Below are 25,740 nucleotides of genomic sequence, written 5' to 3' on the forward strand. Positions count from 1 at the left end.
CGCATGTCCAACCTTCTCGCCACCGGCAGCAGCGCCCTCCTCGCTTTCCAGCGCGCCCTGTCCACGGTCAGCCACAACGTCGCCAACATCAACACGCCGGGCTACTCGCGCCAGCGTGCCGAATTCGAAGCGCGCGACGGCACCTTCTTCGGCCAGGGCTACCAGGGCAACGGCGTGCAGATCGTCGACGTGCGCCGCATGGCCGACTCGCTGGCCACCTCGCGCCTGCTCGACAGTGGCGGCGAACTCTCGCGCCTGCAGCAGTTGTCGGTCCTCTCCACCCGGCTCGACCAGCTGTTCTCCGAGAAAGCGACCGGCATCAGTGCGCCGTGGTCCAGCTTCTTCGATTCGGTCAGCGCGCTGTCCTCCAATGCCGCCGGCTCCGCCGACCGCGAAAGCGTGCTGGCGCAGGCGAATGCGCTGGTCACCCGCTTCCGCCAGATCGACCAGCATCTCGACGGCCTGGATACCGAAGTCAATGCGGGCCTGACCGCCGCCACGGGCGAAGTGAACCGCCTGGCGAAGGAGATCGCCCAGCTCAACGGCCAGATCGGCGGCAATACGAATCCCTCCGGCGACCTGCTGGACCGCCGCGACCAGCTCATCAGCGAACTGGTCGCCTTCACCGGCGGCAACGCGGTGACGCAGGACGGTGGACTGGTCAACGTATTCAGCGCCGGTGGTCAACCGCTGGTGGTCGGTGCGAGCGCCAGCACGCTGGTCACCGTGCCCGATGCGTACCGTCCCGAGCGCCTGCAGGTGGCGCTGGAAACCAACGGCCAGCGCATCACCCTGGACAAGCGCGCCCTCGGTGGCCAGATCGGCGGCCTGATCGAATTCCGTACCACCGTGCTTGACCCGGCCGTGGCCGAACTGGGGCGCGTGGCCACCTCGTTGGCGCAGACCTTCAATGAAGGACATCGCACCGGCATGGACCAGTACGGGCAGATCGGAGGCGATTTCTTCAGCCTGCCCGCACCCCGCATTTCGTCGCATGCGGGCAATGCCGGCAACGCGGTGCTGCAGACATCGGTCGGCAGCGTATCGGCGCTGAATGCGCAGAACGTGTTGTTGCGCTTCGATGGCGGCGCGTGGGTGGCGACGCATCCGGAAACCGGCGCGGCCATCGCCACCACCGGCACCGGCACCGTCGCCGATCCGCTGGTGGTGAACGGCATCGAAGTGGTGCTGGCGTCCGGCGCGCCGGCGACCAACGACCGTTTCCTGCTGCAGCCCACGGCCGGCGCCGCCGGCAACCTGGGGGTCGCGATTACCGATCCCGGCCGCATCGCCGCCGCCACGCCGGTCAAGGCCACGACCGACATGGCCAACACCGGCAGCGGCAAGCTGAGCGGACTGAAGGTGACCGACGCGGCCAACGCAGGCCTGCTGGCGCCGGTGGACATCGAGTTCATCGACGCCACGCAATACACCATCAATGGCACTGGCCCGTTCCCCTACACGCCGGGGCAGACGATCGCATCGAACGGCTGGAGCCTGGTGCTGGATGGCGCGCCTGCGGCAGGTGACACCTTCAGTGTCGGCCCCACCGGCGCCAACTCCAGCGACAACGGCAACGCCAAGCTGCTGTCGAACCTGGACGATGCACGCGCGCTCAACGGCGGCACGCTGACGCTCAATGGCGCCATTGGCGGGCTGACCACGCAGGTCGGCTCGGCGGCGCGCCAGGCGGACTATTCCGCGCAGGCGCAGCAGGTCATCCATGACCAGGCGCAGGCCGCACGCGATGCGGTTTCCGGCGTCAACCTGGACGAAGAAGCCGCCGACCTGATGCGCCTGCAGCAGGCGTACCAGGCCGCGTCGCAGATCATCGCCACCGCCGACACCCTGTTCCAGGCGCTGCTGGGAGCCACACGCCGATGAACTACCGTATCTCCACCGGGATGATGTACCAGCAGTCGATCAACACGATGCTGGCCAAGCAGGCGAAGCTGGCGCATACACAGCAACAGCTCTCCAGCGGACAGCGCCTGGTCACCGCCAAGGACGATCCGGTCGCCGCCGGCACCGCCGTGGGGCTGGACCGTGCGGTGGCCGAACTCGAACGCTTCGGCATGAACGCCAGCGCCGTGCAGAACCGCCTGGGCCTGCAGGAGAACGCGCTGACCCAGGTTGGCGATGCGATGGCGCGCGTCAACGAGCTCGTCATCCAGGCCAACAATGCGGCCATGGGCGACGACAGTCGCCAGGCGATCAGCACTGAGCTGAAATCGATCTACGCCGGCCTGCTGGATCTGGCCAACAGCACCGACGGCGCGGGCCGCTACCTGTTCGGCGGCACCAGCGACGGCAGCGCGCCGTTCGCCATCGCCGGCGGCAACGTGATCTACAGCGGCGACCAGACCCAGCGGCAGGTGGAAGTGGCGCCGGACATGTTCGTCGCCGACACCCTGCCCGGCAGCGAGGTGTTCCTGCGCCTGCGCACCGGCGACGGCCGCATCGACGGCCAGCCGGCCGCCGGCAACACCGGCACCGGCTTGCTGATGGGCTTCAGCGTGACCGATTCCACGGCCTGGGACGGTGACACCTACACGCTCAGCTTCGGCGCGGGCAATACCTACCAGGTGGTCGATGGCGGCGGCGCCGTGGTCGCCACGGGTGCGTACGCCAAGGGTGAGAGCATCGCCTTTGCCGGTGTGCAGATGAAGATCGACGGCCAGCCCGCCAATGGCGACAGTTTCACGCTGGGGCCGGCCGGCTCGCGCGACATCTTCGCCACCGTGCAGGGCCTGATCGACACGCTGGAGACCAGCCCCACCACCGACACCCAGCGTGCCGTCATGCAGAACAGCCTGCAGGCGGCCATGCGCGATATCGCCACTGCGCAGAGCAGGATGATCGACGCGCGCGCCAGCGGCGGTGCGCAGCTGTCGGCCATCGACGACGCCGCTGCGCTGCGCGAGGCGAACAACGTCACCTTGCAGGGCACGCTGTCCACCCTGCGCGACCTGGACTGGGCCGAAGCCATCGGCCGCTACCAGATGGAAAACACCGCCCTGCAGGCCGCGCAGACGGTCTTCATGCAGATGCAGTCGCTGTCGTTGTTCAAGCTGATGGGCTGACGGCGGCGCACGAACCCTTTTCAAGCAGTCCTTGACCCTCCCGCCGCGATCCCTCGCGGCGATTTTTTTGTATGTCCCCTTCTCCCCGCCTGCGGGGAGAAGGTGCCCGGAGGGCGGATGAGGGGTCGAGCGCTGTAAGCCATCGGGCGCTCCACCTTCACTTCTCCGTTCGCCCCTCACCCGCCTTCGGCACCCTCTCCCCGCTGCGCAGGGAGAGGGGAACTCGTCGGCCGCACCCGGAACACCACGCTGATCCGTGGCCCCTGCGCACGTCGCGTCTTTGGAATGCCGTGTTCGTGCGTGCTCTGCGAGGCATGGCTCATCGACAGCACGCTGCCAGGCGCGAGGTCGACCGCCAGCGTCTCGCGCCTGCCCGCACGGGCACGGATCAGCATACGTCGCGGCGCGCCCAGCGAGACCAGGGTGATCGGATGACCGGCCGCCACGGTGTGCAGCTTGTCGCCATGCATGGCGACGCTGTCCTCGCCGTTGCGGTAGAGGTTCATGCCGATGCGCGAGTACGGTGCCGGCGCCTTCGCCTGTACGCAGGCCAGCAGCGCCGCCAGTGGCAGGTCGTCCGGCAGCGCGTCCACGGGATAGTTCGCCAGCAGCCGCGGCACGTCGACGATGCGGTCGTACATCGGGCGCTGGAGGTGCGTCCACGCGGCCTGGGCGAGGAGGATGTCGAACCAGCACCCTGCCGTGACGGGATCGATCACCCCGGGCCAGTAGCGGATGCCTCCCTCGGCGTCGTCCACCAGCGGCACTACGCCGGGTGCGAACAGATCGTCGGTCAACGTGGACAGAGCGTGCATGGCGGCCTCAGTGGAAATCGCGCGAAGAGGTCTGCAGTTCGCCCAGCAGATGGCTGAAGTCGTGAAGGTCGTGGGCGATCAGATGGCGCACGCCATCGACATGTTCCCAGCGACCACGCACACCCAGCAGGCGCGCACCCAGCAGGGCCTTGCGCCGGCGTTCGGCGATGCGTGCCCAGACCACGACATTGACCACGCCATGCTCGTCTTCCAGGGTGACGAAGATGACGCCGCTGGCCGTACCGGGCCGCTGGCGCTGGGTGACGATGCCGGCCACATGCACACCACGCCCGTGCGGCAGGTCCTGCAGCTGGCGCGAATCGACCACGCGCTGCTGGCGCAGGCGCTCCCGCAGCAACGCCAGCGGATGCACGCCCAGCGTCAGTCCGGTGACGCGGTAATCCGACAGCACGTCTTCGACCTGGCTCGGCGCGGGGAGCACGATGTCGTCCTCGTCGGGACTTCCCGGCAACAACGGGCGCTGGCGCTCGATGCCGGCCGCCGCCCAACGTGCAGCATGGCGATGGCCGGCAAGCGACTGCAGTGCGCCCGCTTCTGCCAGCGCACTGCGTGCCTTCTCGTCGAGACTGGCGCGCAGGCACAGGTCGCGTACGTCGGTAAAGGGTCGCTGTGCGCGAGCGGACATGATCGCCTTGCCCACCGTTTCCGATAACCCGCTGACCTGGCGAAAACCGAGACGCACCGCGGCTTGCCCTCCCCGAACGGCATCGCTTCGCATCCGGCCGCCTTCCAACGTGTTGTCCCAGTCACTGCAGGCCACATCCACGGCACGGACTTCAATACGCGGTCGCCCCGCCGAATGGCCCCGCCGCGCGTCCTGCACGATCTGGCTGGGCGAATAGAAACCCATCGGCTGCGCATTGAGCAGCGCGCACACGAATGCCGCCGGCTCATGCCGCTTCAGCCAGCAGCTGATGTACACCAGCTTGGCGAATGAGGCGGCGTGGCTCTGCGGGAAACCGTAGGAACCGAAACCCTTGATCTGCTCGAAGATCTGGTCGATGAACTCCGATGAATAATTTTTCTCCTCCATCAGCCGACGGATCTTGTCGCGATGCGGCGTCATGTCGCCGCCTCTGCCCCACGCCGCCATCGAACGGCGCAGGCCATCGGCTTCCGAAGGCGTATAGCCGGCATGGATCACCAGTTCCATCACCTGTTCCTGGAACAGCGGGATGCCCAGCGTGTTGCCCAGGATGGCCTCGATGCCCTCGGACGGATACGTCACCGGTTCCTTGCCCTGCCGTCGCCGCAGGTAGGGATGCACCATGCCGCCCTGGATGGGGCCGGGACGGACGATGGCCACTTCGATCACCAGGTCGTAGAAATTCTTCGGTTTCAGCCGCGGCAGCATGCTCATCTGTGCGCGCGATTCGATCTGGAACACACCGATGGTGTCGGCGGCCTGGATCATCGCGTAGGTCCGCTTGTCTCCCGGCGGCAGTCCGGCCAGGTCGATCGTGTAGCCGCGGTGCTTCGTCACCAGGTCCACGGCCTTCTTGATGCAGGTCAGCATGCCCAGTGCCAGGCAGTCGACCTTCAGCAGCTTCATCGTCTCCAGGTCATCCTTGTCCCACTGGATGATGGTGCGGTCATCCATTGCGGCGTTTTCCACCGGCACCACCTCGGACAGCGGCCCGTCGTTGATGACGAAGCCACCGACATGCTGCGACAGGTGACGCGGATGGCCGCGCAGCTGGGTGGTCACCGCCAGCACGCGACGGATCAGCGGATTCTCCGGATCGAAGCCGGCTTCGCGCAGGCGCTGCTCCATCGGCGTCTCGCCATTGCCCCAGCCGTAGCACTCGGCCAGCAATGCGATCTGGTCCGGCGGCAGGCCGAACGCCTTGGCGACATCGCGCACGGCGCTCTTGCCGCGGTAGCGGATGACGGTCGCGGCCAACGCCGCGCGGCGGCGGCCGTATTTGCCGTAGACGTACTGCAGCACTTCCTCGCGCCGCGCGTGCTCGAAGTCGACGTCGATGTCCGGCGGCTCACCGCGCTCCTCGGACAGGAAGCGCGCCATCAGCAGCCGGCTTTCGGCGGGATCCACCACGGTGATACCCAGCGCGAAGCAGACGGCCGAGTTGGCCGAGGAGCCTCGCCCCTGGCAGAGGATGTCCCGCGACTTGGCGAAGCGGACGATGTCTTCGACCGTCAGGAAGAATGCCTCGTAGTTGAGCTTGGCGATGAGGGCGAGTTCCTCGTCGATCTGCACAACGATGGCCGGCGGGACGCCGTCCTTCCAGCGCTCCCGCATGCCCTGCTCGGTCAGCGCGCGCAGCCAGCTGGCCGGCGTATGACCGGCCGGCACCAGTTCGGCCGGATAGCGGTACTTCACCTCCTCCATCGAGAACGTGCAGCGCTGCGCCAGGGCGACGGCGTTTTCCAGCAATGCCGCGGGATAGATGTTGCCCAGTGCCCGTCGCGTGCGCAGATGGCGCTCGCCGTTGCGGAACAGATGTTCTCCGCACTCCGCCAGCGGCAAGGTATGGCGGATCGCCGTCATCGTGTCCTGCAGCACCCGTTGTCGACGCACATCCATGTGCACGTCGCCGCTGGCGATGGTCGTCATCGACATCCGTCCGGCCAGATCCAGCAACTGCTGCAGGCGCGCCGCGTCGTCCTGCTCACGGTGCAGTTCCACCGCCAGGTGCACGCGCGTACCCAGCACCTGCTGCAGCCAGCGCCCTTGCGCATCGTCCGGCGTGCGGCACGGCAACCACAGCGCGAACAGGCCGCCGACCTCCGGTTCCTCGTTCCCCAATACCCGTTCCACATCCTGACGCGTCAGCCGGTACGTGCCCTTGGGTGCGGCACGGCGTGCGGTGGTGATCAGTTCGCACAGGCGCGTGTATCCGTGCAGGGTTTCCACCAGCAGCGCGCACTTCAGCCCACACGCCAGGGTGAATTCGCTGCCGACGATCAGCTTCAGCCCGGTGGCGCGCGATGCCTCCAGTCCGCGCACGATGCCGGCCAGCGAGCACTCGTCGGTGATCGCCAGGGCCTCGTAGCCACAGTGCTTCGCGCGGACGAACAGGTCTTCCGCGCTGGATGCGCCGCGCAGGAAAGAGAAATCCGACAGGCAGTGCAGTTCGGCGTAAGCCGGCAGGCCGTCGTCGACCAGCGCGTCGTCATTGGCGGCCGCATGCGCCCGCAGCCGATGCGCGGTCTCCCAGGCGCGCGGCACATGCGCGCCCGGGTAATCGCCGCGCTCTTCGTCGCGGCTCACGCGAACCACCCGTGCAGCATCCACCCGCCCTGCTCGCCCGGCGGCGCGAACGCCCAGGCACGCTGGCCCTGCGAGGTTTCCAGCACGTAGTAGTCGCGGCGCGCATCCTCGCCGTCCCACCAGCCGCTCTCCAGCCGTTCCGGACCGGAGACGATGCGCGGATGCGGATCGCGCAGCGGCACCGGCTGCGGCAGCAACCAGGCGGGACGCGGCAGACGCACCGGCGCCTGCCCGATCCGACCGCCATCGCCCTGCATGCGCCGCCACGCGCGCTCCGGGCGCGGATCACCGGCGGGCGCTACGCGATGCACCGCCTCGTCGCCCAGGCGTGCACGCAGGCGTTCGCGCAGTTGCGGCCACGGCAGCTGCTGCTGCGGCCGCGTATCGAACAGGTCGCGCGCCGCCGGCACGAACGGTGGCAACTCGCGCGCGAGCAGGCGCACGCCCACCACCGGTTGCGCGATCTGCACGCGCTCCAGCCGGTTTCGGGTGAGTTCGAACAGCATCGCCGGTTCGCGTTCGGCGGCGAGCAGGCCCACCTCGACATCGGTGTGGCCTTCCTCGTGCTCCAGCCGCAGGACGAAACGCTGCACGCCGCCATCGCGGATCGACAGGTAGGTGGACAGGTCGCCGATCAGCCGGCGCAGCGGGAACAGCAGCGCCATGTGGCTCTCGACCTCGTAGCCGAGTTCGATGCGCGCATCGAAGTGGTCCGGCGGTGCGTAGTACGCCAGCGGATCGTCGGTCTGGCCGTACAGGCGGTCCAGGTGTTCCAGCATCGGCAGGCCGAAGCGGCGGCGCAGGCTGTCGCGCGGCAAGCCGCGCAGCGTGCGCAGGTCGCGGATGCCCATGCGGTGCAGGCGCTCGCCGGCGTCGTCCGGCAGGCGCGCGCGCCGCACCGGCACGCGGTCCAGCATCTCGGCCATCGCCGCGGGCTGCATCACCGCCAGGCCATCACGCAGGCCGGCGAGCACATGCGCCGCGCGCGGCGTGGGTGCCAACGCGAGGCGATGCTGGAAACCCAGCAGCCCCAGTTCCTCGCGCAACCGCGCCTCGATGCGTGGCCATGGTCCCAGCAGGCGAAAGCTGGCGCGCACCTCCAGCACCAGGCAACCCGGCCACTCCGCACTGACCAGCGAACTGTGGCGGTACGCCCATGCGGCGAGGAAACGCTGCCAGCGCGCTTCGGCCGGCGGGTCGTGTTCGACCATCGCGAAGTCCGGCAGCAGCGCGTGCGCGGCGGTCAGGCGCATGCCGGCCCGCAGGCCCGCCTGCGCGGCCGACGCATTCACGGCATGCAGGATGCGCAGTTGCGCGGCGCCACCGACCAGCGCCAGCGGCGCGTCGGGATCAGGCAAACGCCGGAGGACGGCGTCCAGCGCCAGCTGCGGCAGCAGTACACAGGCCCAGAGCATGCGCAGGCCTCAATGCGCGAGCAGCGCGAAGGGCTGCGCGGGCGCCGGGCCGCCGCGGCATTTGCGTACCTGCCAGCGCGTGTCGCCCCGCGCATCGCGGGTGGCTTCCAGGCGCAGCGCGGCCGCCGAGGGATTGGCGGCATGGCGACGGTCACGCAGCGCGAAGCCCAGGCACTCGCCGCTGTCGGCCGCCACCTGCAGGCGACGCAGCGCCGGTCCATCCGCCTGCACCGGCCACCCCAGCACGGCAGCGCAGGCGCCGCTGCGCAGGCATTGTTCGAACGCCCACAGCGCATCGCGCGGCGCTGCCTCGACGATCTCCAGCAAGGCCAGATCCACGCCCGCGGCCTGCCATGCGGGCGCATACGGGATATACGGCGGCGCGATCACCGCCACGGTGCTGCCCGCCTGCGTCATTCGCGCCAGTGTGGGCAGCAGCAATGCCAGTTCGCCCACCCCGTCGGCGGGCAGCAGCAGTTCGGTCAACGCGCGGCGTGGCCAGCCGCCCTGCGGCAGCAAGGCATCGAGCGCTGCGTGGCCGGTGGGTTCGCCATCGGCGGCGATGGCCGCGCTGCGGCCGGCGTGCCACAGCGTGCGCGCGGCCAGCAGCGTGTCGAGGGCGACCACCGCGCCCATGTCAGCCGCGCCTTACCAGGCCGCAGTACACGCCTTCGATGGCGAAGTCCTGCCCGGGCTGCACGTCGATGGGCGCATGCGCGGGATTGCGCGGCAGCAGGCGGATGCGGCGGCGTTCGCGCTGCAGGCGCTTGATGGTCAGTTCGCCGTCGATGCGGGCCACGACGGTCTGCCCGTCGCGCGCGTCGGGGGTGCGGTGCACGCCGACCAGGTCGCCGTCGACGATGCCGTCGTCGATCATCGAATCGCCCTGCACCTTCAGCAGGTAATCCGGCTGCGGCGAGAACAGCCGGCGGTCCAGCCAGAGCTGCTCATCCAGGCCGATGTCGGCGCCGATCGGCTGGCCCGCGGCCACCCGGCCCAGCACGGGCAGCGGCAGCAGGTCGGCGGTGCCGCCGGGCAGGCGCAGGCCGCGCTTCTGGCCGGGCGCCTGCTCCAGCAGCCCATCGGCCACCAGCGCCTGCACGTGCTTCTGCGCGGCATTGCGCGAGGCGAAGCCGAACGCGTCGGCGATGTCCGCCAGGCTCGGCGCGCGCCCGGCCGCCAGTTCCCGGCGCAGGAAGGCCAGGACGGCGGCACGTTGGGGAGGCAGGTCGACGGGGTTCATGGGTGTACATTTGTACACCTTAAGGTCTCACATGGCGAGAAAGAGGTGCGGCTTGCCTGCAAGCCTCATACGCCTCAATATAACTCCAGTTATAACGTCAAGGAGGCAGCCATGAAGCTCAAGATCACCACGGTCGGCAACTCTGCCGGTGTCATTCTGCCCAAGGAGCTCCTGTCGCGCCTCCGCTTGGACAAAGGCGATGAACTCCACGCGCTCGAGACGCCCGACGGCATCCGCCTGACCGTCTACGACCCCACCCTGGCCGAGCAGATGGACGTGGCCGAGCAGGTGATGCGTCGCCGCCGCACCCTGCTCAACAAGCTGGCCCAGTGACGCGGCGCTCATGATCGTCTGGATCAGCCGGGCCTTGGCCCTGGCCATCCATGACCGCCAGTTGGCCGAGCATGGCGGCGCCACCGGCATACGCGACGAGGGATTGCTGGAATCGGCGCTCGCACGCCCCAAGCAGTTGCACGCCTACGGGCAGCCTGTGCCGGACCTGGCCGATCTGGCGGCCGCCACTGCCTTCGGCCTGGCGTGCAACCATCCCTTCCTGGATGGCAACAAACGCATGGCGGCCGTGGCCTGCGAAGTCTTCATCGTGCTCAATGGCGCCACCCTATCGGCCGAAGACCACGAGCTGTATCCGCAGTACCTCGGCTTGTCCGAAGGCAGCCTCGGCGAGGACGAATTCGCCGCGTGGCTGCGTCCGCGGATCATCGCCAGATCCCCAGGCAAAGTGCAGGAGCCCTCTCCCGCCTACAGCCCCTGACGGCGACGCACACTCGCCGTCGTCCCAGCGAAAGCTGGGACCCACCTTGCCGTTGCCTTCCCGGACATGCGGGAAGGACGGACATCACTGAGGGGCAATGGATTCCAGTTTGCGCTGAAAGGACGGCCAAGACCTCCAAACGGCCGCGTTCCACGTGACGGACGCATGGAGCCGCAGGCGGTCATGTCGTGCGCAGGAGCGCACGTGGCATCGGATGAAACGTCAGGCAGCCTGTTCTTCGGCACGCTCGACCATGGTCTCGGCCATCTGCCGCCAACTGGGCAGCTGGTCGAGCACGCCCAGCGACTTCAGGTAACCCTCGTCCACCGGCTCGTTGCTGGCCAGGGCACCGGCCACATGCACGGCGCCCGGCACCCAGAAGCTGCGCAGGCTGGAGCGCTGCGGCTGGCGATGGAAGGCCACCGCTTCCACGATCGGCATCGGCAGGCCCCACAGGCCCAACAGGTAGGCACCGGCCTCGGTGTGGCCGGGGCGGTCGTCGTCTTCGGCGGCCGGCGTATCGCGTTCGTCGCGCACGCCCGGCAGCAACAGGCCGATGTCGGCGAGCAAGGCCGCCGTTGCGCCGAGCTCGGAACTGGTGCGCGGCAGGATCTTCGCCGCCAGCCGCGAAGCCAGCAAAGCGCGTTGCTGCAGGACACTGCGATCGACGTTGGAGGCGGTCTTCATCGAGAACACCTCGCTGGCCAGCACCAGGTCACGCAGGGTGCCCAGGCCCAGCCGGGTGACCGCAGCGCGCAGGTCGGTGATGGAACGGCCGTTGGAAAAATAGGCCGAGTTGCACAGCTGCAGCACCTTGGCTGCGATGGCGGGATCGCCGGCCACCAGCGTGGCGATGTCGTTGGCGGTCCCTTCGTCCTCTTCCAGCGCACGCGTCAGCGCGAAATACAGGTGCGGCGGCGATGGCAGGTGTTCGACGCGGCCGATGGCGCGGCGCAGGCGCGGGCTGTCCAGCAGGTCGCGCAGTTCTTCCAGGCTGTGGATCGCCTCAAGCACGGTTTCCGACGACAGCGGCAGCGGCAGGAAGCGGTGTGCCACGCCGATCAGCTTGATCGGCGCCGCCAGGCTCTCCGCAGCGCCTTCCAGCAGCGCGATGCGGATGGTCTCCGGACGCAGCGTGCGGATCTGGCCGAGCAGCGTGGCCGGTGGCAGGTCGACGAGCGCCGGGCCCGCCATCACCACGTCCACCGGGCCATTGGCGACGGTATACATCGCCGACTTGGCGTCGGCGACGACCTCCACGGTCCATTCGTCCCCCATGTCGCCGATGTAATCGGCCAGGTCGTCAGGCAGGCAGGCGGTGTCGCCAACATACAGAATGCGCAAAGCACTTCCCCTTGGATCGTTCTTGCAAGCTTCAACGCGCACCCCCTGCTTGCGGAGGCGCGGACCGGATGAAATCTAGCAAGGATGTCGGCCGCGGCCGGGAGTTCTTGAATCGCGATGCGGAGAATGCGCAGTCCTTCACATTCCGCTGTCGGTGGATTCCCGACAGCGCTGCGACTCGGAAGCGGAACGTGCCCAGCGCTGCGGCCCGCGATTGTCGAGATTGAGGTTGCCATCGAAACGCGTGCGCTCGAAATCGAGTCCACGTCGTTGTCGTTGTAGCGCTACAAGAAGCCGAAATACTTCCAGGGGAAGTACTCCACTTCCACCTGCGCTTCCATCGCGTCGCCGGTGACGTTGCCACTGTCCTTCCCTGTGTACGCCAGCGCGTCGCCCGTGTCCCGACAGCGACCGCGCATACTCGACGCGCAGCATGGGGCCATTCGTCCCTGGAAAAGCGATCCACCGCAGAAAGCCGATCCTGCACAGACCAGCAAGCAGAGGAAAAAGGGGTGGCGCATGGGGCGGCTCCTGCGGCAAAGCGGACAGGCATGGCCTCATCGCCGACACGCCGACCCTGCCAGCATCCGTCCGGCGAGGGGGCGATCACGGAGGATCGCAGGCGAACGGTGGCCCCACGGCCGGTGTCCCGGCATCCGGCTGCGCGAGATGCAGCAGCAGGTGTGCCAGTGTCACCACGTCCTGGAAGTTGTGCAGCAGCACGCGCCTGAGCAGGCCCGCGTCGCCACCGCGCAGGTACTGCAGCCAGGCGGCCGGTGCTTCCGAGCCCGGCAGGTCGTCCTCCCGCACGATGCCCAGCGCATTGCGCTCGATGGTGGCCAGCCGGCAGTTCTCCCACACCCCGCGATAGCGGCGACGCGTGGGGAACAGCAGGTCGAGATGCTCGATGCCGGCGAGCGGCGCGCCCAGTCGCGCCAGCCGGTAGCGCGTGGCCAGCAGCGGTGCGTCGTAGCAGCGGCCGTTGTAACTGACCAGTCGTGTCTCTTCGCCCAGCCAGCCGGCGAACGCGCGCAGCATCGCCGGCTCGGCGGACAGATGGGTGATCAGCATCTGGCGGATACGCAATCCCCCGGGCACGAAATCCGACGCACCGATCATGAAGGCTCGCGTGCCTGTACCACCGGACAGGCCGGTGGTTTCAGTGTCGAAGAACAGCATGCCATGCGTCGACAGGGGGCCGGTCCGCGCGAACGTACCGTCGACATGGGGCATCACGCCGTCGAAGGGCAGGATCTGTTCGAGTCGCAGCAACCCGGGCGCGATCTCCTCGCCCGGCAAGGCGCGATCGCATGCACCTACGCCGATCGGCGGACGTGTGCGTTCGCGAATGCCCAGCATGCGGCGCAACCCAGGCAAGGGATCGTGCACCGGCGGCGCCTTGCTGGACTGCGCCCCGGGGCTGTCATGCCCGGCCTGCCGTCGCAGCCGCTGCAGCTTCTCCAGGCTGACGCTCATGCGGCATCCAGCATCCGCAGCACGCGTGCCGCCAGCGCGTGCGGCGTGGTTTCGGCGTGCTCGTCGTTCGCCAGTACCGGCCCCACGCAGGCGGGACAGCCGGCCCTGCAGTCGCAAGCCGCCACCAGCTGCGAGGCACGCTGGACCAGCTCGCGCTGTCGCCGCCACAGCGGTTCGCTCAGTCCGATGCCGCCGGGATAGTTGTCGTACAGATACACGGTGGGCACGAAACGTTCGCCCGACACTGGCGACAGCACCTGGCTTTCCGTTCCCCGCAACTGTCCGCGGCCCTGCGTGTCGGGCAAGGCGAACCACGCACCGTCGCCATCGCCTACCGCCTTCTGCAGGTCGCGGCCTTCGGCCATCACGGCGACGGTGGCGGCGATGTGCAAGGCGTAGGCGGCACCGAGGAAGCCATCCAGCGCTTCCTGCCTCGATTCGAACGTCGACTCCAGCAGTGCCGGCGGCAGCTGCCACCACAGGCTGGTGGTGTGCATCTCCTGGTCCGGCAGGTTCACCGGCCCGTAGCCGATGTTCTCGTGGGTGTAGTAGCGGATCTTCTTGTAGCCGGCCACGCGCCGCACCACGTGCACTTCGCCGTGATGGCAGGTGCCCTGCCCCGCGATGCTTCCATCGAAGCGCTCAAGCACCTTCAATTTCGTGTAATCGATCGCATCGGTGTAGTAGTCCACGTGCGTACGGGTGACGTAGGCCTTGCGCCCTTCCCAGTCCAGTCGCTCCACCTGGTACGGCGTTGACTGGATCATGTGGATGGCGCCTTCGTACAGCGTCAGCGGCGCGGCGCTGAAATCCACTTCGGCGATGATCACCTGGCGGCCGTCGGTGCGGTCCACCACCACGAAGTTGCCGTCCGCCACCGAGCGCAGGCTGACCGCGTTGGCCGGGTAGCTGTCGGCGATCCACTCGTAGCGGTCGCCTTCGCGGTGGACCACGTTGTCTTCGTCAAGCAACTGCAGGAACGGTGCCGGATCGACCGGCCCGAACGGTTCACCCCCAAGGAAGGGAAGTTCGAACGCGGCGCAGCGCACGTGGTCCAGCAGGATCATCGGCTGGTCGGGCGCGATGCGCGCGTGCTCCGGCGGGCTGTCGGCGAAGAACTCCGGATGCCGCACCACGTACTGGTCCAGCGGCTGCGAACTGGCCACCAGGATGCCCAGCGATGCCTGCTGGCGGCGCCCGGCGCGGCCGAAGCGCTGCCAGGTCGCCGCGATGGAACCCGGATACCCGTTCAGCACCACCGCATCCAGGCTGCCGATGTCCACACCCAGCTCCAGCGCGGAGGTGGAGACGATGCCATCCACGCGGCCATCACGCATCGCGCGTTCGGCGTCGCGGCGCTCGGTAGGCAGGTAGCCCCCGCGATACGCACGGATGCGCGCCGGCTTGCGCGGGTCGTGGTCGAACACGTCCTTCAGGTACTTCGTCAGCACCTCCACCATCGTGCGCGATTGCGCGAACACCAGCGTCTTCAGGCCCGCCTTGATCGCCAGCCGCGCGATGCGGTTGCTCTGCGAGCGCGCGGATGCCCGCAGGCCGAGATCTGGATTCACCACGGGCGGATTCCACAACAGTACGTGCTTCTCTCCGGTCGGCGCGCCGGATTCGGTGATCGCATGCACCGGCAGCTCCAGCAACGCCTCCGCGTGCGCCTGCGGATTGCCGATGGTGGCCGAGCAGATGATGAACTGCGGCGTGGCGCCGTAGAACGCGCATACACGCTTCAAGCGCCGAAGCACGTTGGCCACGTGGCTGCCGAACACACCGCGGTACGTGTGCACTTCGTCGATCACCACGTAGCGCAGGTTCTCGAAGAACTGCGCCCACTTGGTGTGGTGCGGCAGGATGGCCTGGTGCAGCATGTCGGGATTGCTGACCACGATATCGCCATGCAGGCGGATCGCCTGGCGCGCATCGCCCGGCGTGTCGCCGTCGAAGGTGAAGGCTTTCAGGCCAAGATCGCCGGCTCTGCTCAGGTCCAGCAGTTCCGCCACCTGGTCCTGCGCCAGTGCCTTGGTCGGGAACAGGTACAGCGCCTTGCCCCTGCGCTCCAGCGCCGAGGCCACCACCGGCAGCGTGTAGCACAGCGATTTTCCCGATGCCGTCGGCGTCACGACCGCCAGATGTCCACCCGCCTGCACGTGCCGCCATGCCTCGGCCTGGTGCGAATACAGACGCCCGATACCGCGCGCGCGCAGCGCCTCGGCCAGTTCCACGGGCAGATCCGGCGGCAGCGGCTCGTAACGCCCTTCACGCCCCGGAATGACGAACTGCCCGGTCACGCGATCGTGGTACTTGCCCGCGAGCCGCTCTGCCAGGGCACGGCCATCGGCTGCGTTCACCGGCAGCAGTGCTGCATCGGTGGCGTGCTGGCGGATCAGGGATGTCTGGGCGGGCATGGCGGTCTCTCGGCGGCGTGTGCGCCATCAGAACCGCGCCGCGTCTCAATCCCTGAGACTGACTGCCTGCTGACAGGTGGCCCCTGCCTCAGCTTTGTGATCGGAGTTTGAAGGCATTTCTCACCCGTGGGTAACGTCTCCCGCGATACCACGTCACCGTGAACCGGAGACGCCCATGAACCGCCACCTCTATCGCGAACAGCTCGACACGCTTCGGCAGGCACCCCGTCATGCCAGCACCATGGCCGACGATGCATTCACCGCATTCACGGCCTACGACTACGGCCGTCGCCGCCGCCTGCATCCGGATGTCGCGTGGGAAGATGCCTGCCGTGCCTACGCGTTCGCGGCGGCCTCGCATGCGGACCATGCCGGGCAGCTCGACCTGGACACGGAACTCGAACTCGAGGACCACTGGGAACGCCTGCGTGGCGATGCCGGTCCCGACTGGCCGGTCGCGCGTACGCTGTTGCGCGAGACGTGGCGCTGGCTGGATGAACACGGCGCGGGTGCGACCCGCATGCATTGAATCATCCCCCGCATTGCAGGAGACGACGAACGGTAGGCCGGCCATGGCACGACCCGCCGTCTTCAACAACGCAGGGGCACAATAACGACAAGATCCGGCAGGGTCGTGGACCACGCATCTCCTTCGGGGAATGGGGTGACACGTTGCCACAGGGGCCGCGCGCAGTCAGGGACTGTCGCGACGGGGTCGCGCAGACGGCTGTCATGTACAGGTAAGCCGCGTTTCATCCACAAGGTCCACGCTCGGCCATGGTCTTGCGCCATGGAGGGGACCTCATGTCTTGCCTGCCTGATCCGTCCGCGCCCGCGTGGATAGATGATGCGATGCCCTGTGCCGTCATCGACATCCACTCGGAACTGCGCTTCTGGGAAGAAACCTACGCGCGCCAGAGCTTCCACCGCCCGGGGACCCCGTTCCGCCATTACGTGCCCACGCTGAAATTCGCCTACGACATCTATCTGCTGTCGCACAGACGATCGCTCGAAGAACTGCTGCCTTCGCTGCCCTCCCGCTATGAGGCGGGCATCGTGCGTGGCGTCCGGCTGGACTGGCCGTTGGCGCATGCGGTCATCGCACGCGTATGGGAGCGGCTCAATGCGCCGCTGGAAGAAGATGCGCCGCTGTTCGCCCCGCCACCGACAACCGTCGTGGACGAGCGCGCCTTGTTGGCAGAGGCGATGAACAAAGCGGGCACCCGTACCATCACGCAGCGAATGCAAAGGTGAACGTAAAAGACGTTGTGCGGTTAAACACGGGTTAAAACGCTCTTTATTTCACTTAAGCATCACCGCGCGGAACAAAAAATCCTCGTCGCCACCACCACGCCGACCGGGGATCACCAATGGCCAGCCTGCATCATCGCAACGCCCACGCCACCGCTCAGATCGTCGACATCGACGCCGAACTCGCCTACTGGAAGACGCGTCTCAACGAAGACACGTTCCAGGTGGTCGGAGCCACGGTGGGTGACCTGGAGCAGTGCCTGAAGGTCGGCTATGACGCCTATCTGCTGCACCATCGCCAGGACTTCGACGACATCGCGCCCTCACTGCGCGACCGCCTGCAGCGCTACTGCCCGGATACGCCGATCGGCTGGTACCGTGCGCAGCCGATCATGCGCGCGGTATGGCAACGGCTGAAGCCTGCCGTCGCGATGGGCCACGCCTGATCCTCGACACGCCCCTGCCCATGGGCAGGGGCGCCTAGCTGCGCAGGCCCAGTGCGTGCTCGATCGCGTTGAACAAGGCCTGGATCTGCACCGGCTTTGTCAGTGTCGCCGCGCAGTCGTGGCCGCCGTCCGGCGTGCCCGGCTCGCGCAGGCGGATCACCGGACCGTCGAAGCCGGCTTCCTGCAATACCGCCAGCACGTCCGCGGCGGACAGCAGCAGGATGTCGTCGTCGATGATTGCCAGCTGCGGCAACCCGTCACGCGCAATCTGCTGCAATGCATTCGCACCGTCAGGCGCCATGATCGGATCGTAGCCCTGGCTGGCCAGTGCGTTGCCCAGCAGTGAGAGGCGCGTGGCGTCGCCATCGACCAACAGGATGCGGCGACCCTCGCCATCCCGGAACGCCGCGTCTTCCGTTCCCGACCAGTCGTCGACAGCCGGAGCCGGCAGGTGCAGCTCGAACGCGGTGCCCTGCCCATGCGTGCTGTTCACCTCGATGCGCCCGCGCACCGATTCGACGATGCGCTTGCACGACATCAGGCCCAGGCCCGTGCCGCTGGCCTTGGTGGTGAAGAACGGCGTGAACAGCTGCTGGCGGGTGGCCTCGTCCATGCCACTGCCTTCATCGGAGACACGCAGCACCACGTAGTCCTGCCCGTCGGTGCCCACCGTCTGCGTCGCCGACAGGGTCAACTGCCCGCCGCGTTCGGCCATGGCCTGGATGCCGTTCAAGCAGAGGTTGATCAGGCACTGCTGGAATTCGGTGTAGTTGCCTTCGATCAGCAGGTCCTCCGGCGGCAGTTCCACCGTCAGCCGGACCTGCCGCGACAGGCTGCCCTGCAGCAGCAGTTGCACCGCGCTGAACAGCGCCGCCACGCTGATGGTCTCGCTGGCCTTGCGCGAACCGCGCACGAACGACAGCATCGAATCGGCCATCTCGTGCCCGCGCTTGCCGCTTTCGGAGATCACCGCGCCCAGGCGCAGGATCTTCGGATCGTCGCTGTAGGTCGACAGCAGGTCGGGCACGATCAGCAGCGGCTGCAGGATGTTGCGAAGATCGTGGCTCAGACCCGCCGCCAGCATGGCCAGGCAGTCCAGCCGCTGCGAGCGCATCAGTTCGCGCTCGGCATGTTCGCGTTCGCGCTCGCTGCGCGCCTCGCGGATGGCGCGCGCCACCGCCGACGGCAGCCGTGCGGGCGTGTGCTTCAGCACGTAGTCGCTGGCGCCTTCCTGCAACGCCTTGACCGCAGCTTCCTCGCCGATGGTGCCGGAGAAGAACACGAACGGCAGCCGCGGATCATGCGCGCGCAGGATTTCCAGGGCCTGGTAACCGGAGAAGCCGGGCAGCTCCATGTCCGAGAGCACCAGGTCGAATGGCGCGCCCGCCAGCGCCGTGCGCAGGTCCTCGGCTGCATCCACGCGCACGAATTCGGCATCCAGTCCGGCCTCGTGCAACTGCTCCATCAGCAGTTCGGCATCGAGTTCGGAATCCTCGACCAGCAGGATGCGGACAGGTCCCAGCGGTGTTCCCGATTGCGGCACGGATCAGTCTCGCGGCAGGGTTTCGTTGATGACCGCCCAGAACGTGCCCAGCGTCTTGACCGCCTGGAAGAACTGGTCGATGTCCACCGGCTTGACCACGTAGGCGTTCGCGCCCAGGTCCCAGCTGCGCGCCAGGTCGCTTTCCTCGCGCGAGGACGACAGGATCACCACCGGCAGGTGCTTGAGCTTCTCGTCGCCGCGGATGGTCTTCAGCACCTCGAGCCCGTCCATGCGCGGCATCTTGATGTCCAGCAGCAGCACCGACGGAAGGCCGTCTTCACGCTGGGCGTGCGCGCCGCGGCGCAGCAGGTAGTCCAGTGCTTCCACGCCGTCCTCGACGTGCACGATGGGATTGGCCAGGTTGGCCTCGCGCAGCGCGTCGATCGCCATTTCGGCGTCGGCCAGGCTGTCTTCGGCCAACAGGATGGTGCGGATGGCGCTCATGCGTCTCTCTCTCTGGAAAGCGGAGCGTCGAGCGCCGCGGGAAGGGTGAAATAGAACGTGGCGCCCTGGTCGGGCACCGACTCGGCCCAGATGCGGCCACCATGCCGGCCGAGCACACGCCGGACACTGGCCAGGCCAATGCCCGTGCCGGGAAAATCGCTGGCCTTGTGCAGGCGCTGGAACACGCCGAACAGCTTGCCGGCGTACGCCATATCGAACCCTGCGCCGTTGTCACGTACGCTGAACAGGTGGCTGCCGTCACTCTGCAGCTGATGGCCCACCTCGACGATGGAGCGCTCGCGCTGGCTGCTGTACTTCAGCGCGTTGCCCAGCAGATTGCTCCATACCTGCCGCATCATGTTCTCGTCGGCCAGCACGATGGGCTGCGGCGCGATGCGCCATTCCACCCGGTCGGCGCGGCCTTCGTTCGCCTCGTTGGCATCCAGCATGGCGCGCGCTTCGGCTACCAGCGACTGCATGTCCACGGCCTGAAGGCGCAGCGCGTTCCGGCCCAGGCGCGAGTACACCAGCAGGTCGTCGATCAACTGCGACATGCGGCGCGCGGAACTGCCGATCACGTCGAGGTAATGACGGCTCTTGTCGTCGATGTCTTCGCCAAGATGGCGGCCCAGCTTGTCCGAGAAGCCGGCCACGTGCCGCAGCGGCGCACGCAGATCGTGCGATACCGAGTAGCTGAAGGCTTCCAGCTCGCGATTCACTTCCGACACCTGCTCCACCTTGCCTTCCAGCTGGCGGTTCAGCGCCGCGATTTCCTGCTGCGCGGTTTTCTGCAGCGAGATGTCGCTGACCGTCATCAGCACGGCATGCTCGTCCTCACCCGGCAGTGGCATGCGGCGCGCATTGAGCAGCACGGTACGCCGCACGCCATCGACGGTGTCCTGCTGCAGTTCGTAGTCCCAGAGTTCGCGCCCGCGCGCGAGCACATCGTCCAGGCGCTGCCGCATCACCTTGTCCTGCCAGGCCATGCCCAGTTCATCGAGGCTGCCCGCCTTCGTGTCCTTGCCCATGCCGTACAGCTCGCCGAAAGCGATGTTGTGCATCTTGATGTGCTGCTCGCCATCCAGCAGCACGATGGGTTCGCGCACGGTGTCCAGCATGACCAGCGCGCGCTTGCTGGCCTGTGCGATCCGCTTCTCCGCATTCAGCCGGCGCGCCACCTGGCGCCCCAGCGACAGCAGTACCAGCGCCAGCAGCAGCAATTGGGCACCCATCGCCACCAGCGCCAACCACTCCGCGCGCTGCCGTTGGCGCTGTGCGTCGTAGTTGCGCTGGGCCAGCAGTTGGCGCTCGTTGTCCAGGATCTGGGTCAGGAGACCGCGGATGGGGAAACGCGTGGCCAACGGCGCCACCACGGAACCCCGGTAGGCTTCGGGAGCCTCGATCAACTGATCGATGACTTCAACGCGCGCCTCGACCAGTTCACGCAGGCGGCCGATCAGCACGAGCTGCTCCGGGTTGTCGGCCGTGAATTCGGCCAGCGTCTCGAACCGGCCTGGCAGCGCCTTCCGCCCGGAGACCAGTCGCTCGCGGGCCAGGGGATGGTCCGCGCCCAGCGCGATCATCATGCCGGAGGATTCGATCTCGCGGACCTCGACGGCCATCGCCATCACGGCCGCTTCCACCTGATGCGTATGCGCCACGGCATCGGCGGCTTCCAGGTTGGCCCGCGACAGGCGCTGCAGCAGCACCACGGGCCCGACCACGATCAGCAGGATGGCCAGACCCAACAGCGGCAGTCGCCATCCACCCCAGCTGGTACGGGCACTGTCGTCGTCGTTCATGATCCCCTGGCATCCATGGGTGACGGGCGGAGCCGCGTATCGCGCGCCCTGCCACGTCGGCATCCGAAGATGCTATCGCAGCCATGTCACATTTGGAATGAAATTCAGGCGTTCAGGAAACGTCCGCGACGTTCACGCGATCACGCCCTTCACGCTTGGCGTCGTACAGCGCTCCGTCGGCACGACGCATCTGGTCGCGCAGGGTTTCGCCGGGCCGGTGCTCGGCGATGCCGGCGGACAGCGTGGCGACAACACCCCCCTGCTCCTTGCCGAATTCGCCGCGCACGCGCTCGGCGAATGCGCGCGCCGACAGCGCATCCTCGCCCTCCAGCAGTACCGCGAACTCCTCGCCACCAATGCGCGCCGCGCATCCGTTGGCACCGACGCGCGCACGCATGATGTCGCCCAGTCGCTGCAGCACGGCATCGCCGCCGTCGTGGCCGTGGCGGTCGTTGATGCGTTTGAAGTAATCGATGTCCAGAACCGCAACCGCCACCGGGACGCCCGCCGCGACCGCACGCGCGTGCGCGGACACGGCGTGCTCGTTCCATCCGTTGCGATTGAGCAGGCCGGTCAACTCATCGGTATGCGCTTGCCGCACCAGCCGGCGACGCATCTGCCACGCGGACACCGCGAAGTCCGTGCGATAACCCGCCAGCACCAGGCCGAAGCCGATCGTGGTCAGCGTGTACAGCCAGTACAGCGCGCTGCCGGTGCCCGGGGCCCCGTACAGCACGATACGCAGCAGCGCCATCACCACGATCAGCAGGGCAAGCGCGAACAGCGATACCGGGCGCACCATCAGCGCCATCAAGGCCAGCGGCAACAGCTGGAAAAGACCCGTGCGCAGCGCCAACTGGCCGGTCGATCCGGGCAGCGGCATGCTCATGAAGATGCCGGTGATCAGCGTGGCCAGCAGCATCAGTAGCAGACGGTGCTGCCAGCTCACCATCCGCGATACGCCTGCCGCGCAGCCCGCGACAACGGTGGATGCCAGCAACTGCGACCACACCGGATATCCGATCGACGGCGTGACGCCCGCCATGTCGAACAGCGCGGTAATCGCCAGCAGCACGGCACCGCACAGCAGCACGCCACTGACGATGGGCCGGGTGGCCCGCAGTTGCGCCAGCGTCAGGTCTTCCCGTTCCTCGATGCTGAGCGCGCGGGTGGAATGGCGCGACAGCAGTCCGCGCAGGCTGTGCAGCAAGCCCGGGGCGGCGATCGGAGCGTTGAGGAGTCGGGCGCGCATGCTCGGTTCCTGGGCGGAATGACCATCACGATGCAACTCCCGTGCCACCGCCTGTTCAGCGCGGGGCCGCCGCTTGCAACGTCTCACGCAGCGCGTGCCCCGCCCCTGCCCGCAGGCCTGCCGGACTGACGCACGGGGGCGCTTTCCGCCGGCCAGCGCATGCGCGTGACCCGCTTCATCCGCCGAACGCGGCCCGCATGCGTGCTTCATCCGGCTGTTCGATCACGCCTTTCTCGGTGACGATGGCATCGATCAGCGTCGCCGGGGTCACGTCGAAGACGGGGTTCCACGCCGGCACGCCCTCGGCCACCGTCCGCGTACCGCCGATCCCCAGCAGTTCGGCCGGGTCGCGTTCCTCGATGTGGATGGCATCACCGTTCGGCGTGGCCATGTCCACGGTGGACGAGGGTGCCACCACCATGAAGCCCACGCCGTGGTGGCGTGCCGCGATGGCCAGCTGGTAGGTGCCGATCTTGTTGGCGGTGTCGCCATTGGCGCAAATGCGGTCCGCTCCCACGACCACCCATTGCACGGCACCGGTTTTCATCAGGTGGGCGGCGGCGGAGTCGGCGATCAGCGTGGCCGGGATGCCATCCTGCAGCAGTTCCCATGCGGTCAGCCGCGCGCCCTGCTGCCAGGGCCGCGTCTCGCCGGCATACACCTTGCCGATGCGGCCCTGCGCCACGCCGGCACGGATCACACCCAACGCGGTGCCGAAGCCGGCCGTGGCCAGCGAGCCGGTGTTGCAATGGGTCAACACGCCACTGCCCGCGGGAATCAGTGCAGCCCCCAGTTCGCCCATGTGCCGGTTGGCGGCCAGGTCTTCCTCGGCGATGGCCAGGGCTTCCAGTTCCAGTACGCCGCGCCAGTCGGTGCCCGCCGTCTTCAGCGCCGCGCGCATGCGGGCCAGTGCCCACGCGAGGTTGACGGCGGTGGGGCGCGCATCGTTCAGGCGCTGCAACGCGGGCTCGAGCTTCCCGAGTGCGTCGGCGGACGTAGCCGCCATGACGTCACGCGACGCCAGCACCACGCCCCACGCCGCAGCAATGCCGATGGCCGGTGCCCCCCGCACCGCCAGTGCGTGGATGGCGGTGGCCACTTCGTCGCTGGTGGTGCAGCTCAGGTACTCCACCACGAAAGGCAACTTGCGCTGGTCCAGCAGCTCCAGGGCGCTGCCGGTCCAGCGGATCGGGCGGACGTGGTCGTAACGGGCGTAGTCGATGGCGTTGGTCATGCCGCCATTGTAACGGCCCGCCGTGAAAGCCCCTCCCGGCCGCGACATCAGCGGCTGCGGAACTCCGCCCGGCAGCCTGCCGTGACCCACACGCCACGACCATCGCGGCCCCAGGTGCGGCCTTCGATGCAGGGCGCGCTGGACAGCTGGCGTACCAGCTGCACACCGCCCCGGCCGTCCACGTCGCATACACGGGTGCGGTCGCGGTCGGACTCGCAACGGAACACCTGGCCATAGCCCCCTCCGTTGTTCCAGCCGCCACCGCCCCACCCGTTGCCGCGACCCTGGACCTCGAACTCCGCACGGCAGCCCTGCGACACCCAGATCCCGTTGCGGTCCTGGCCCCAGCTCTGTCCTTCAACGCAGCGCGCGCTGGAAAGCTGGCGCACCAGGCGCACATCGCCACGCGTGGAAACCGCGCAGGTACGCGTGCGGCCACTGTCGGATTCACAGCGGATGCGCTGTGCGCTGTTGCCGCCATTCCATCCGCCACGACCGCTGGCGAACTCCGCACGGCAACCGCGATTCACCCACACGCCATCGCGGGTCTGGCCCCAGGTACTGCCTTCATCGCAGCGCGTCTTCGACAACTGCCTCACCACCTGCACGCGGCCACGCGTGTCCATGCGGCATTCCCGGTAACGGCCATCGTTGGATTCGCAGCGGATCACCTGACCGTCGTGGCCGTAGCCATCACTGCCGTACTGCGGCGCGGCGTGGGCAGCGGCGGTGCCGAGCAGCGCGGCGGCGCCCAGCGTCAGCGAAGCAAGAAGTCGACGTTCCATGGCATGCATCCTCGTGTGTGTTGCATTGAAATCTACGCAGCCATCATGAACGTGAACCCACGAAACCGTTTGCAGGAATCAATCCGCTCATGACGTGTTTGGCTGGCTTTCAGGCGCGCGCGAAATCGAACGCCAGCACATCGGCGATGCGCGGGGTGTCCTGCAGGGCCATCAACAACCGGTCCACGCCCAGCGCCACGCCCGAGCAATCGGGAAAGCCATGCGACAACGCCGCCAGCAGGTGCGCGTCGATCGCCGGCGACGGCACGCCGCGCGCGGCACGCGCGGCCACGTCGCGCTGGAAGCGCTGTGCCTGTTCGGCGCCGTCGGCCAGCTCGTGGTAGCCGTTGGCCAGTTCAAGCGGGCCCAGGTAAAGCTCGAAACGCTCGGCCACGGGCACCGCGTCGTGGCGGATGCGCGCCAGCGCGCACTGCGAGGCCGGGTAGTCGTACACGGCCAGCAACTGGTCGCGCGGGAAGTCCGGCTGGATCCGGTGCGTCATCAGCAGGTCCAGCCAATCGTCGCGGGTCAGGCCCTCGCCGTCGATGGCGATGCCGCTGGCCGCATTGCGCACCGTGTCCAGGTCGGCGGTCATCGGGTCGAATCCCAGCCGTTGCAGGTACAGGTCGCGGAAACCGATGTGCGACGCCGTGGCCGTGCGGCCGACCAGTGCCAGCGCCGACTGCACCAGCGCGACGGTTTCATCGATCAGTGGCGCCAGCGTCCAGCCCACGCGGTACCACTCCAGCATGGTGAATTCAGGGTTGTGCCGCCCGCCCGCTTCGCCGTCCCGGAACACGCGGCCCAGCTCGTAGCAGTCGCCCACGCCGGCCGCCAGCAGGCGCTTCAATGGAAACTCGGGCGAGGTCCGCAGCCAGCGCGTACGCGACCCACCCTCGATCCGCCCGGAGAATTCCAGCGCGAACGAAGCGATGTTCGGGTCGGTGTTGCCCGCCCGCGACATCATCGGCGTCTCGACCTCCAGCACATGGCGCGCATGGAAGAACTCGCGGATGAGGCGATTGAGCGACGCACGCAGGCGCAGGGCGTCCATCGACGCGGAAGGTTGCCAGTTCATCGCATGCACCTTGTAGGAGCGACGTAAGTCGCGACCGGAAGACCTCGCCTCCCGTGCAGCGTCCTCACCGCGCTTCTGTTGAAGGTC

General features: G+C 67.8%; 23 protein-coding genes. 7 read left to right on the forward strand and 16 right to left on the reverse strand.

From position 1 onward, the window contains the following. Positions 1-3: 3 nt before the first annotated feature. Positions 4-1,884 (forward strand): flagellar hook-associated protein FlgK, encoded by a 1,881-nt coding sequence (gene flgK / locus ACIPRS_RS17205; protein WP_446539422.1) that lies wholly within the window; start codon positions 4-6, stop codon positions 1,882-1,884. Continuing rightward, on the forward strand, positions 1,881-3,083 hold the full coding sequence (gene flgL, locus ACIPRS_RS17210; RefSeq protein WP_192202700.1) for a flagellar hook-associated protein FlgL: 1,203 nt from the start codon (positions 1,881-1,883) through the stop codon (positions 3,081-3,083). The genes flgK and flgL overlap by 4 nt, the downstream gene beginning before the upstream one ends. Before the next feature lie 176 nt (positions 3,084-3,259). Here the strand turns inward: flgL and ACIPRS_RS17215 are convergent, their stop codons facing one another. From ACIPRS_RS17215 to lexA, 5 genes are read right to left on the reverse strand one after another with little or no spacing between them, the layout of a single operon-like run. After that, positions 3,260-3,898, reverse strand: a complete 639-nt coding sequence (locus tag ACIPRS_RS17215) for an alpha-ketoglutarate-dependent dioxygenase AlkB (RefSeq protein ID WP_446539423.1) — start codon at positions 3,896-3,898, stop codon at positions 3,260-3,262. Positions 3,899-3,905: 7 nt separating this feature from the next. Further along, on the reverse strand, positions 3,906-7,151 hold the full coding sequence (locus ACIPRS_RS17220; RefSeq protein WP_446539424.1) for an error-prone DNA polymerase: 3,246 nt from the start codon (positions 7,149-7,151) through the stop codon (positions 3,906-3,908). Beyond that, positions 7,148-8,566, reverse strand: coding sequence for a Y-family DNA polymerase (locus ACIPRS_RS17225; protein WP_446539425.1), 1,419 nt, complete (start codon positions 8,564-8,566; stop codon positions 7,148-7,150). Before ACIPRS_RS17225 ends, ACIPRS_RS17220 begins: the two co-directional genes overlap by 4 nt. A 9-nt stretch (positions 8,567-8,575) precedes the next feature. Then, the gene (gene imuA, locus ACIPRS_RS17230; protein WP_446539426.1) at positions 8,576-9,202 is read right to left on the reverse strand and encodes a translesion DNA synthesis-associated protein ImuA; all 627 of its coding nucleotides are present in this window, start codon (positions 9,200-9,202) and stop codon (positions 8,576-8,578) included. A gap of 1 nt (position 9,203) precedes the next feature. Further along, complete coding sequence (gene lexA / locus ACIPRS_RS17235) at positions 9,204-9,809, reverse strand: transcriptional repressor LexA (RefSeq protein WP_446539427.1); 606 nt, start codon at positions 9,807-9,809, stop codon at positions 9,204-9,206. A 111-nt stretch (positions 9,810-9,920) separates the two neighbouring features. Between lexA and ACIPRS_RS17240 the strand changes: the two genes are divergently transcribed. After that, positions 9,921-10,142 (forward strand): AbrB/MazE/SpoVT family DNA-binding domain-containing protein, encoded by a 222-nt coding sequence (locus tag ACIPRS_RS17240; RefSeq protein ID WP_192202705.1) that lies wholly within the window; start codon positions 9,921-9,923, stop codon positions 10,140-10,142. 10 nt (positions 10,143-10,152) lie between these two features. Further along, positions 10,153-10,581 carry a type II toxin-antitoxin system death-on-curing family toxin gene (locus ACIPRS_RS17245; RefSeq protein ID WP_446539428.1) on the forward strand — a complete coding sequence of 143 codons (429 nt, stop codon included), beginning with the start codon at positions 10,153-10,155 and terminating at the stop codon, positions 10,579-10,581. A gap of 222 nt (positions 10,582-10,803) precedes the next feature. On the opposite strand, the gene ACIPRS_RS17250 is transcribed toward ACIPRS_RS17245, so the two are convergent. The 4 genes from ACIPRS_RS17250 to ACIPRS_RS17265 form a co-directional block, all read right to left on the reverse strand. Then, positions 10,804-11,925, reverse strand: coding sequence for an HDOD domain-containing protein (locus tag ACIPRS_RS17250; protein ID WP_446539429.1), 1,122 nt, complete (start codon positions 11,923-11,925; stop codon positions 10,804-10,806). Between the two features lie 284 nt (positions 11,926-12,209). Beyond that, positions 12,210-12,344, reverse strand: a complete 135-nt coding sequence (locus tag ACIPRS_RS17255) for a hypothetical protein (protein ID WP_446539430.1) — start codon at positions 12,342-12,344, stop codon at positions 12,210-12,212. A gap of 187 nt (positions 12,345-12,531) precedes the next feature. After that, the gene (locus ACIPRS_RS17260; RefSeq protein ID WP_446539431.1) at positions 12,532-13,401 is read right to left on the reverse strand and encodes a ribonuclease H-like domain-containing protein; all 870 of its coding nucleotides are present in this window, start codon (positions 13,399-13,401) and stop codon (positions 12,532-12,534) included. Further along, positions 13,398-15,818 carry a DEAD/DEAH box helicase gene (locus tag ACIPRS_RS17265; RefSeq protein WP_446539432.1) on the reverse strand — a complete coding sequence of 807 codons (2,421 nt, stop codon included), beginning with the start codon at positions 15,816-15,818 and terminating at the stop codon, positions 13,398-13,400. The genes ACIPRS_RS17260 and ACIPRS_RS17265 overlap by 4 nt, the downstream gene beginning before the upstream one ends. Before the next feature lie 175 nt (positions 15,819-15,993). Between ACIPRS_RS17265 and ACIPRS_RS17270 the strand changes: the two genes are divergently transcribed. From ACIPRS_RS17270 to ACIPRS_RS17280, 3 genes are all read left to right on the forward strand, one after another. Further along, positions 15,994-16,347, forward strand: coding sequence for a hypothetical protein (locus ACIPRS_RS17270; protein WP_446539433.1), 354 nt, complete (start codon positions 15,994-15,996; stop codon positions 16,345-16,347). Positions 16,348-16,670: 323 nt separating this feature from the next. Then, complete coding sequence (locus ACIPRS_RS17275; protein WP_446539434.1) at positions 16,671-17,072, forward strand: hypothetical protein; 402 nt, start codon at positions 16,671-16,673, stop codon at positions 17,070-17,072. A gap of 116 nt (positions 17,073-17,188) precedes the next feature. Further along, the gene (locus ACIPRS_RS17280) at positions 17,189-17,515 is read left to right on the forward strand and encodes a hypothetical protein (protein WP_192202711.1); all 327 of its coding nucleotides are present in this window, start codon (positions 17,189-17,191) and stop codon (positions 17,513-17,515) included. A gap of 34 nt (positions 17,516-17,549) precedes the next feature. Here the strand turns inward: ACIPRS_RS17280 and ACIPRS_RS17285 are convergent, their stop codons facing one another. From ACIPRS_RS17285 to epmA, 7 genes are all read right to left on the reverse strand, one after another. Further along, the gene (locus tag ACIPRS_RS17285; protein ID WP_446539435.1) at positions 17,550-19,058 is read right to left on the reverse strand and encodes an ATP-binding protein; all 1,509 of its coding nucleotides are present in this window, start codon (positions 19,056-19,058) and stop codon (positions 17,550-17,552) included. 3 nt (positions 19,059-19,061) lie between these two features. Then, positions 19,062-19,502 carry a response regulator gene (locus ACIPRS_RS17290; RefSeq protein ID WP_192202713.1) on the reverse strand — a complete coding sequence of 147 codons (441 nt, stop codon included), beginning with the start codon at positions 19,500-19,502 and terminating at the stop codon, positions 19,062-19,064. Further along, a complete protein-coding gene (locus ACIPRS_RS17295) occupies positions 19,499-21,304 on the reverse strand; it encodes a sensor histidine kinase (protein WP_446539436.1) in 1,806 nt (601 codons plus the stop codon). The genes ACIPRS_RS17290 and ACIPRS_RS17295 overlap by 4 nt, the downstream gene beginning before the upstream one ends. 112 nt (positions 21,305-21,416) lie before the next feature. Further along, the gene (locus ACIPRS_RS17300; RefSeq protein WP_446539437.1) at positions 21,417-22,556 is read right to left on the reverse strand and encodes a diguanylate cyclase; all 1,140 of its coding nucleotides are present in this window, start codon (positions 22,554-22,556) and stop codon (positions 21,417-21,419) included. A gap of 175 nt (positions 22,557-22,731) precedes the next feature. Further along, positions 22,732-23,790 carry an S-methyl-5-thioribose-1-phosphate isomerase gene (gene mtnA / locus ACIPRS_RS17305; RefSeq protein ID WP_446539438.1) on the reverse strand — a complete coding sequence of 353 codons (1,059 nt, stop codon included), beginning with the start codon at positions 23,788-23,790 and terminating at the stop codon, positions 22,732-22,734. 47 nt (positions 23,791-23,837) lie between these two features. After that, the gene (locus ACIPRS_RS17310; RefSeq protein ID WP_446539439.1) at positions 23,838-24,575 is read right to left on the reverse strand and encodes a DUF3011 domain-containing protein; all 738 of its coding nucleotides are present in this window, start codon (positions 24,573-24,575) and stop codon (positions 23,838-23,840) included. A 109-nt stretch (positions 24,576-24,684) separates the two neighbouring features. Then, positions 24,685-25,653 carry an EF-P lysine aminoacylase EpmA gene (gene epmA / locus ACIPRS_RS17315; protein ID WP_446539440.1) on the reverse strand — a complete coding sequence of 323 codons (969 nt, stop codon included), beginning with the start codon at positions 25,651-25,653 and terminating at the stop codon, positions 24,685-24,687. Positions 25,654-25,740: the final 87 nt, after the last annotated feature.

The sequence above is a fragment of the Pseudoxanthomonas sp. LARHCG66 genome (genome assembly GCF_052871755.1).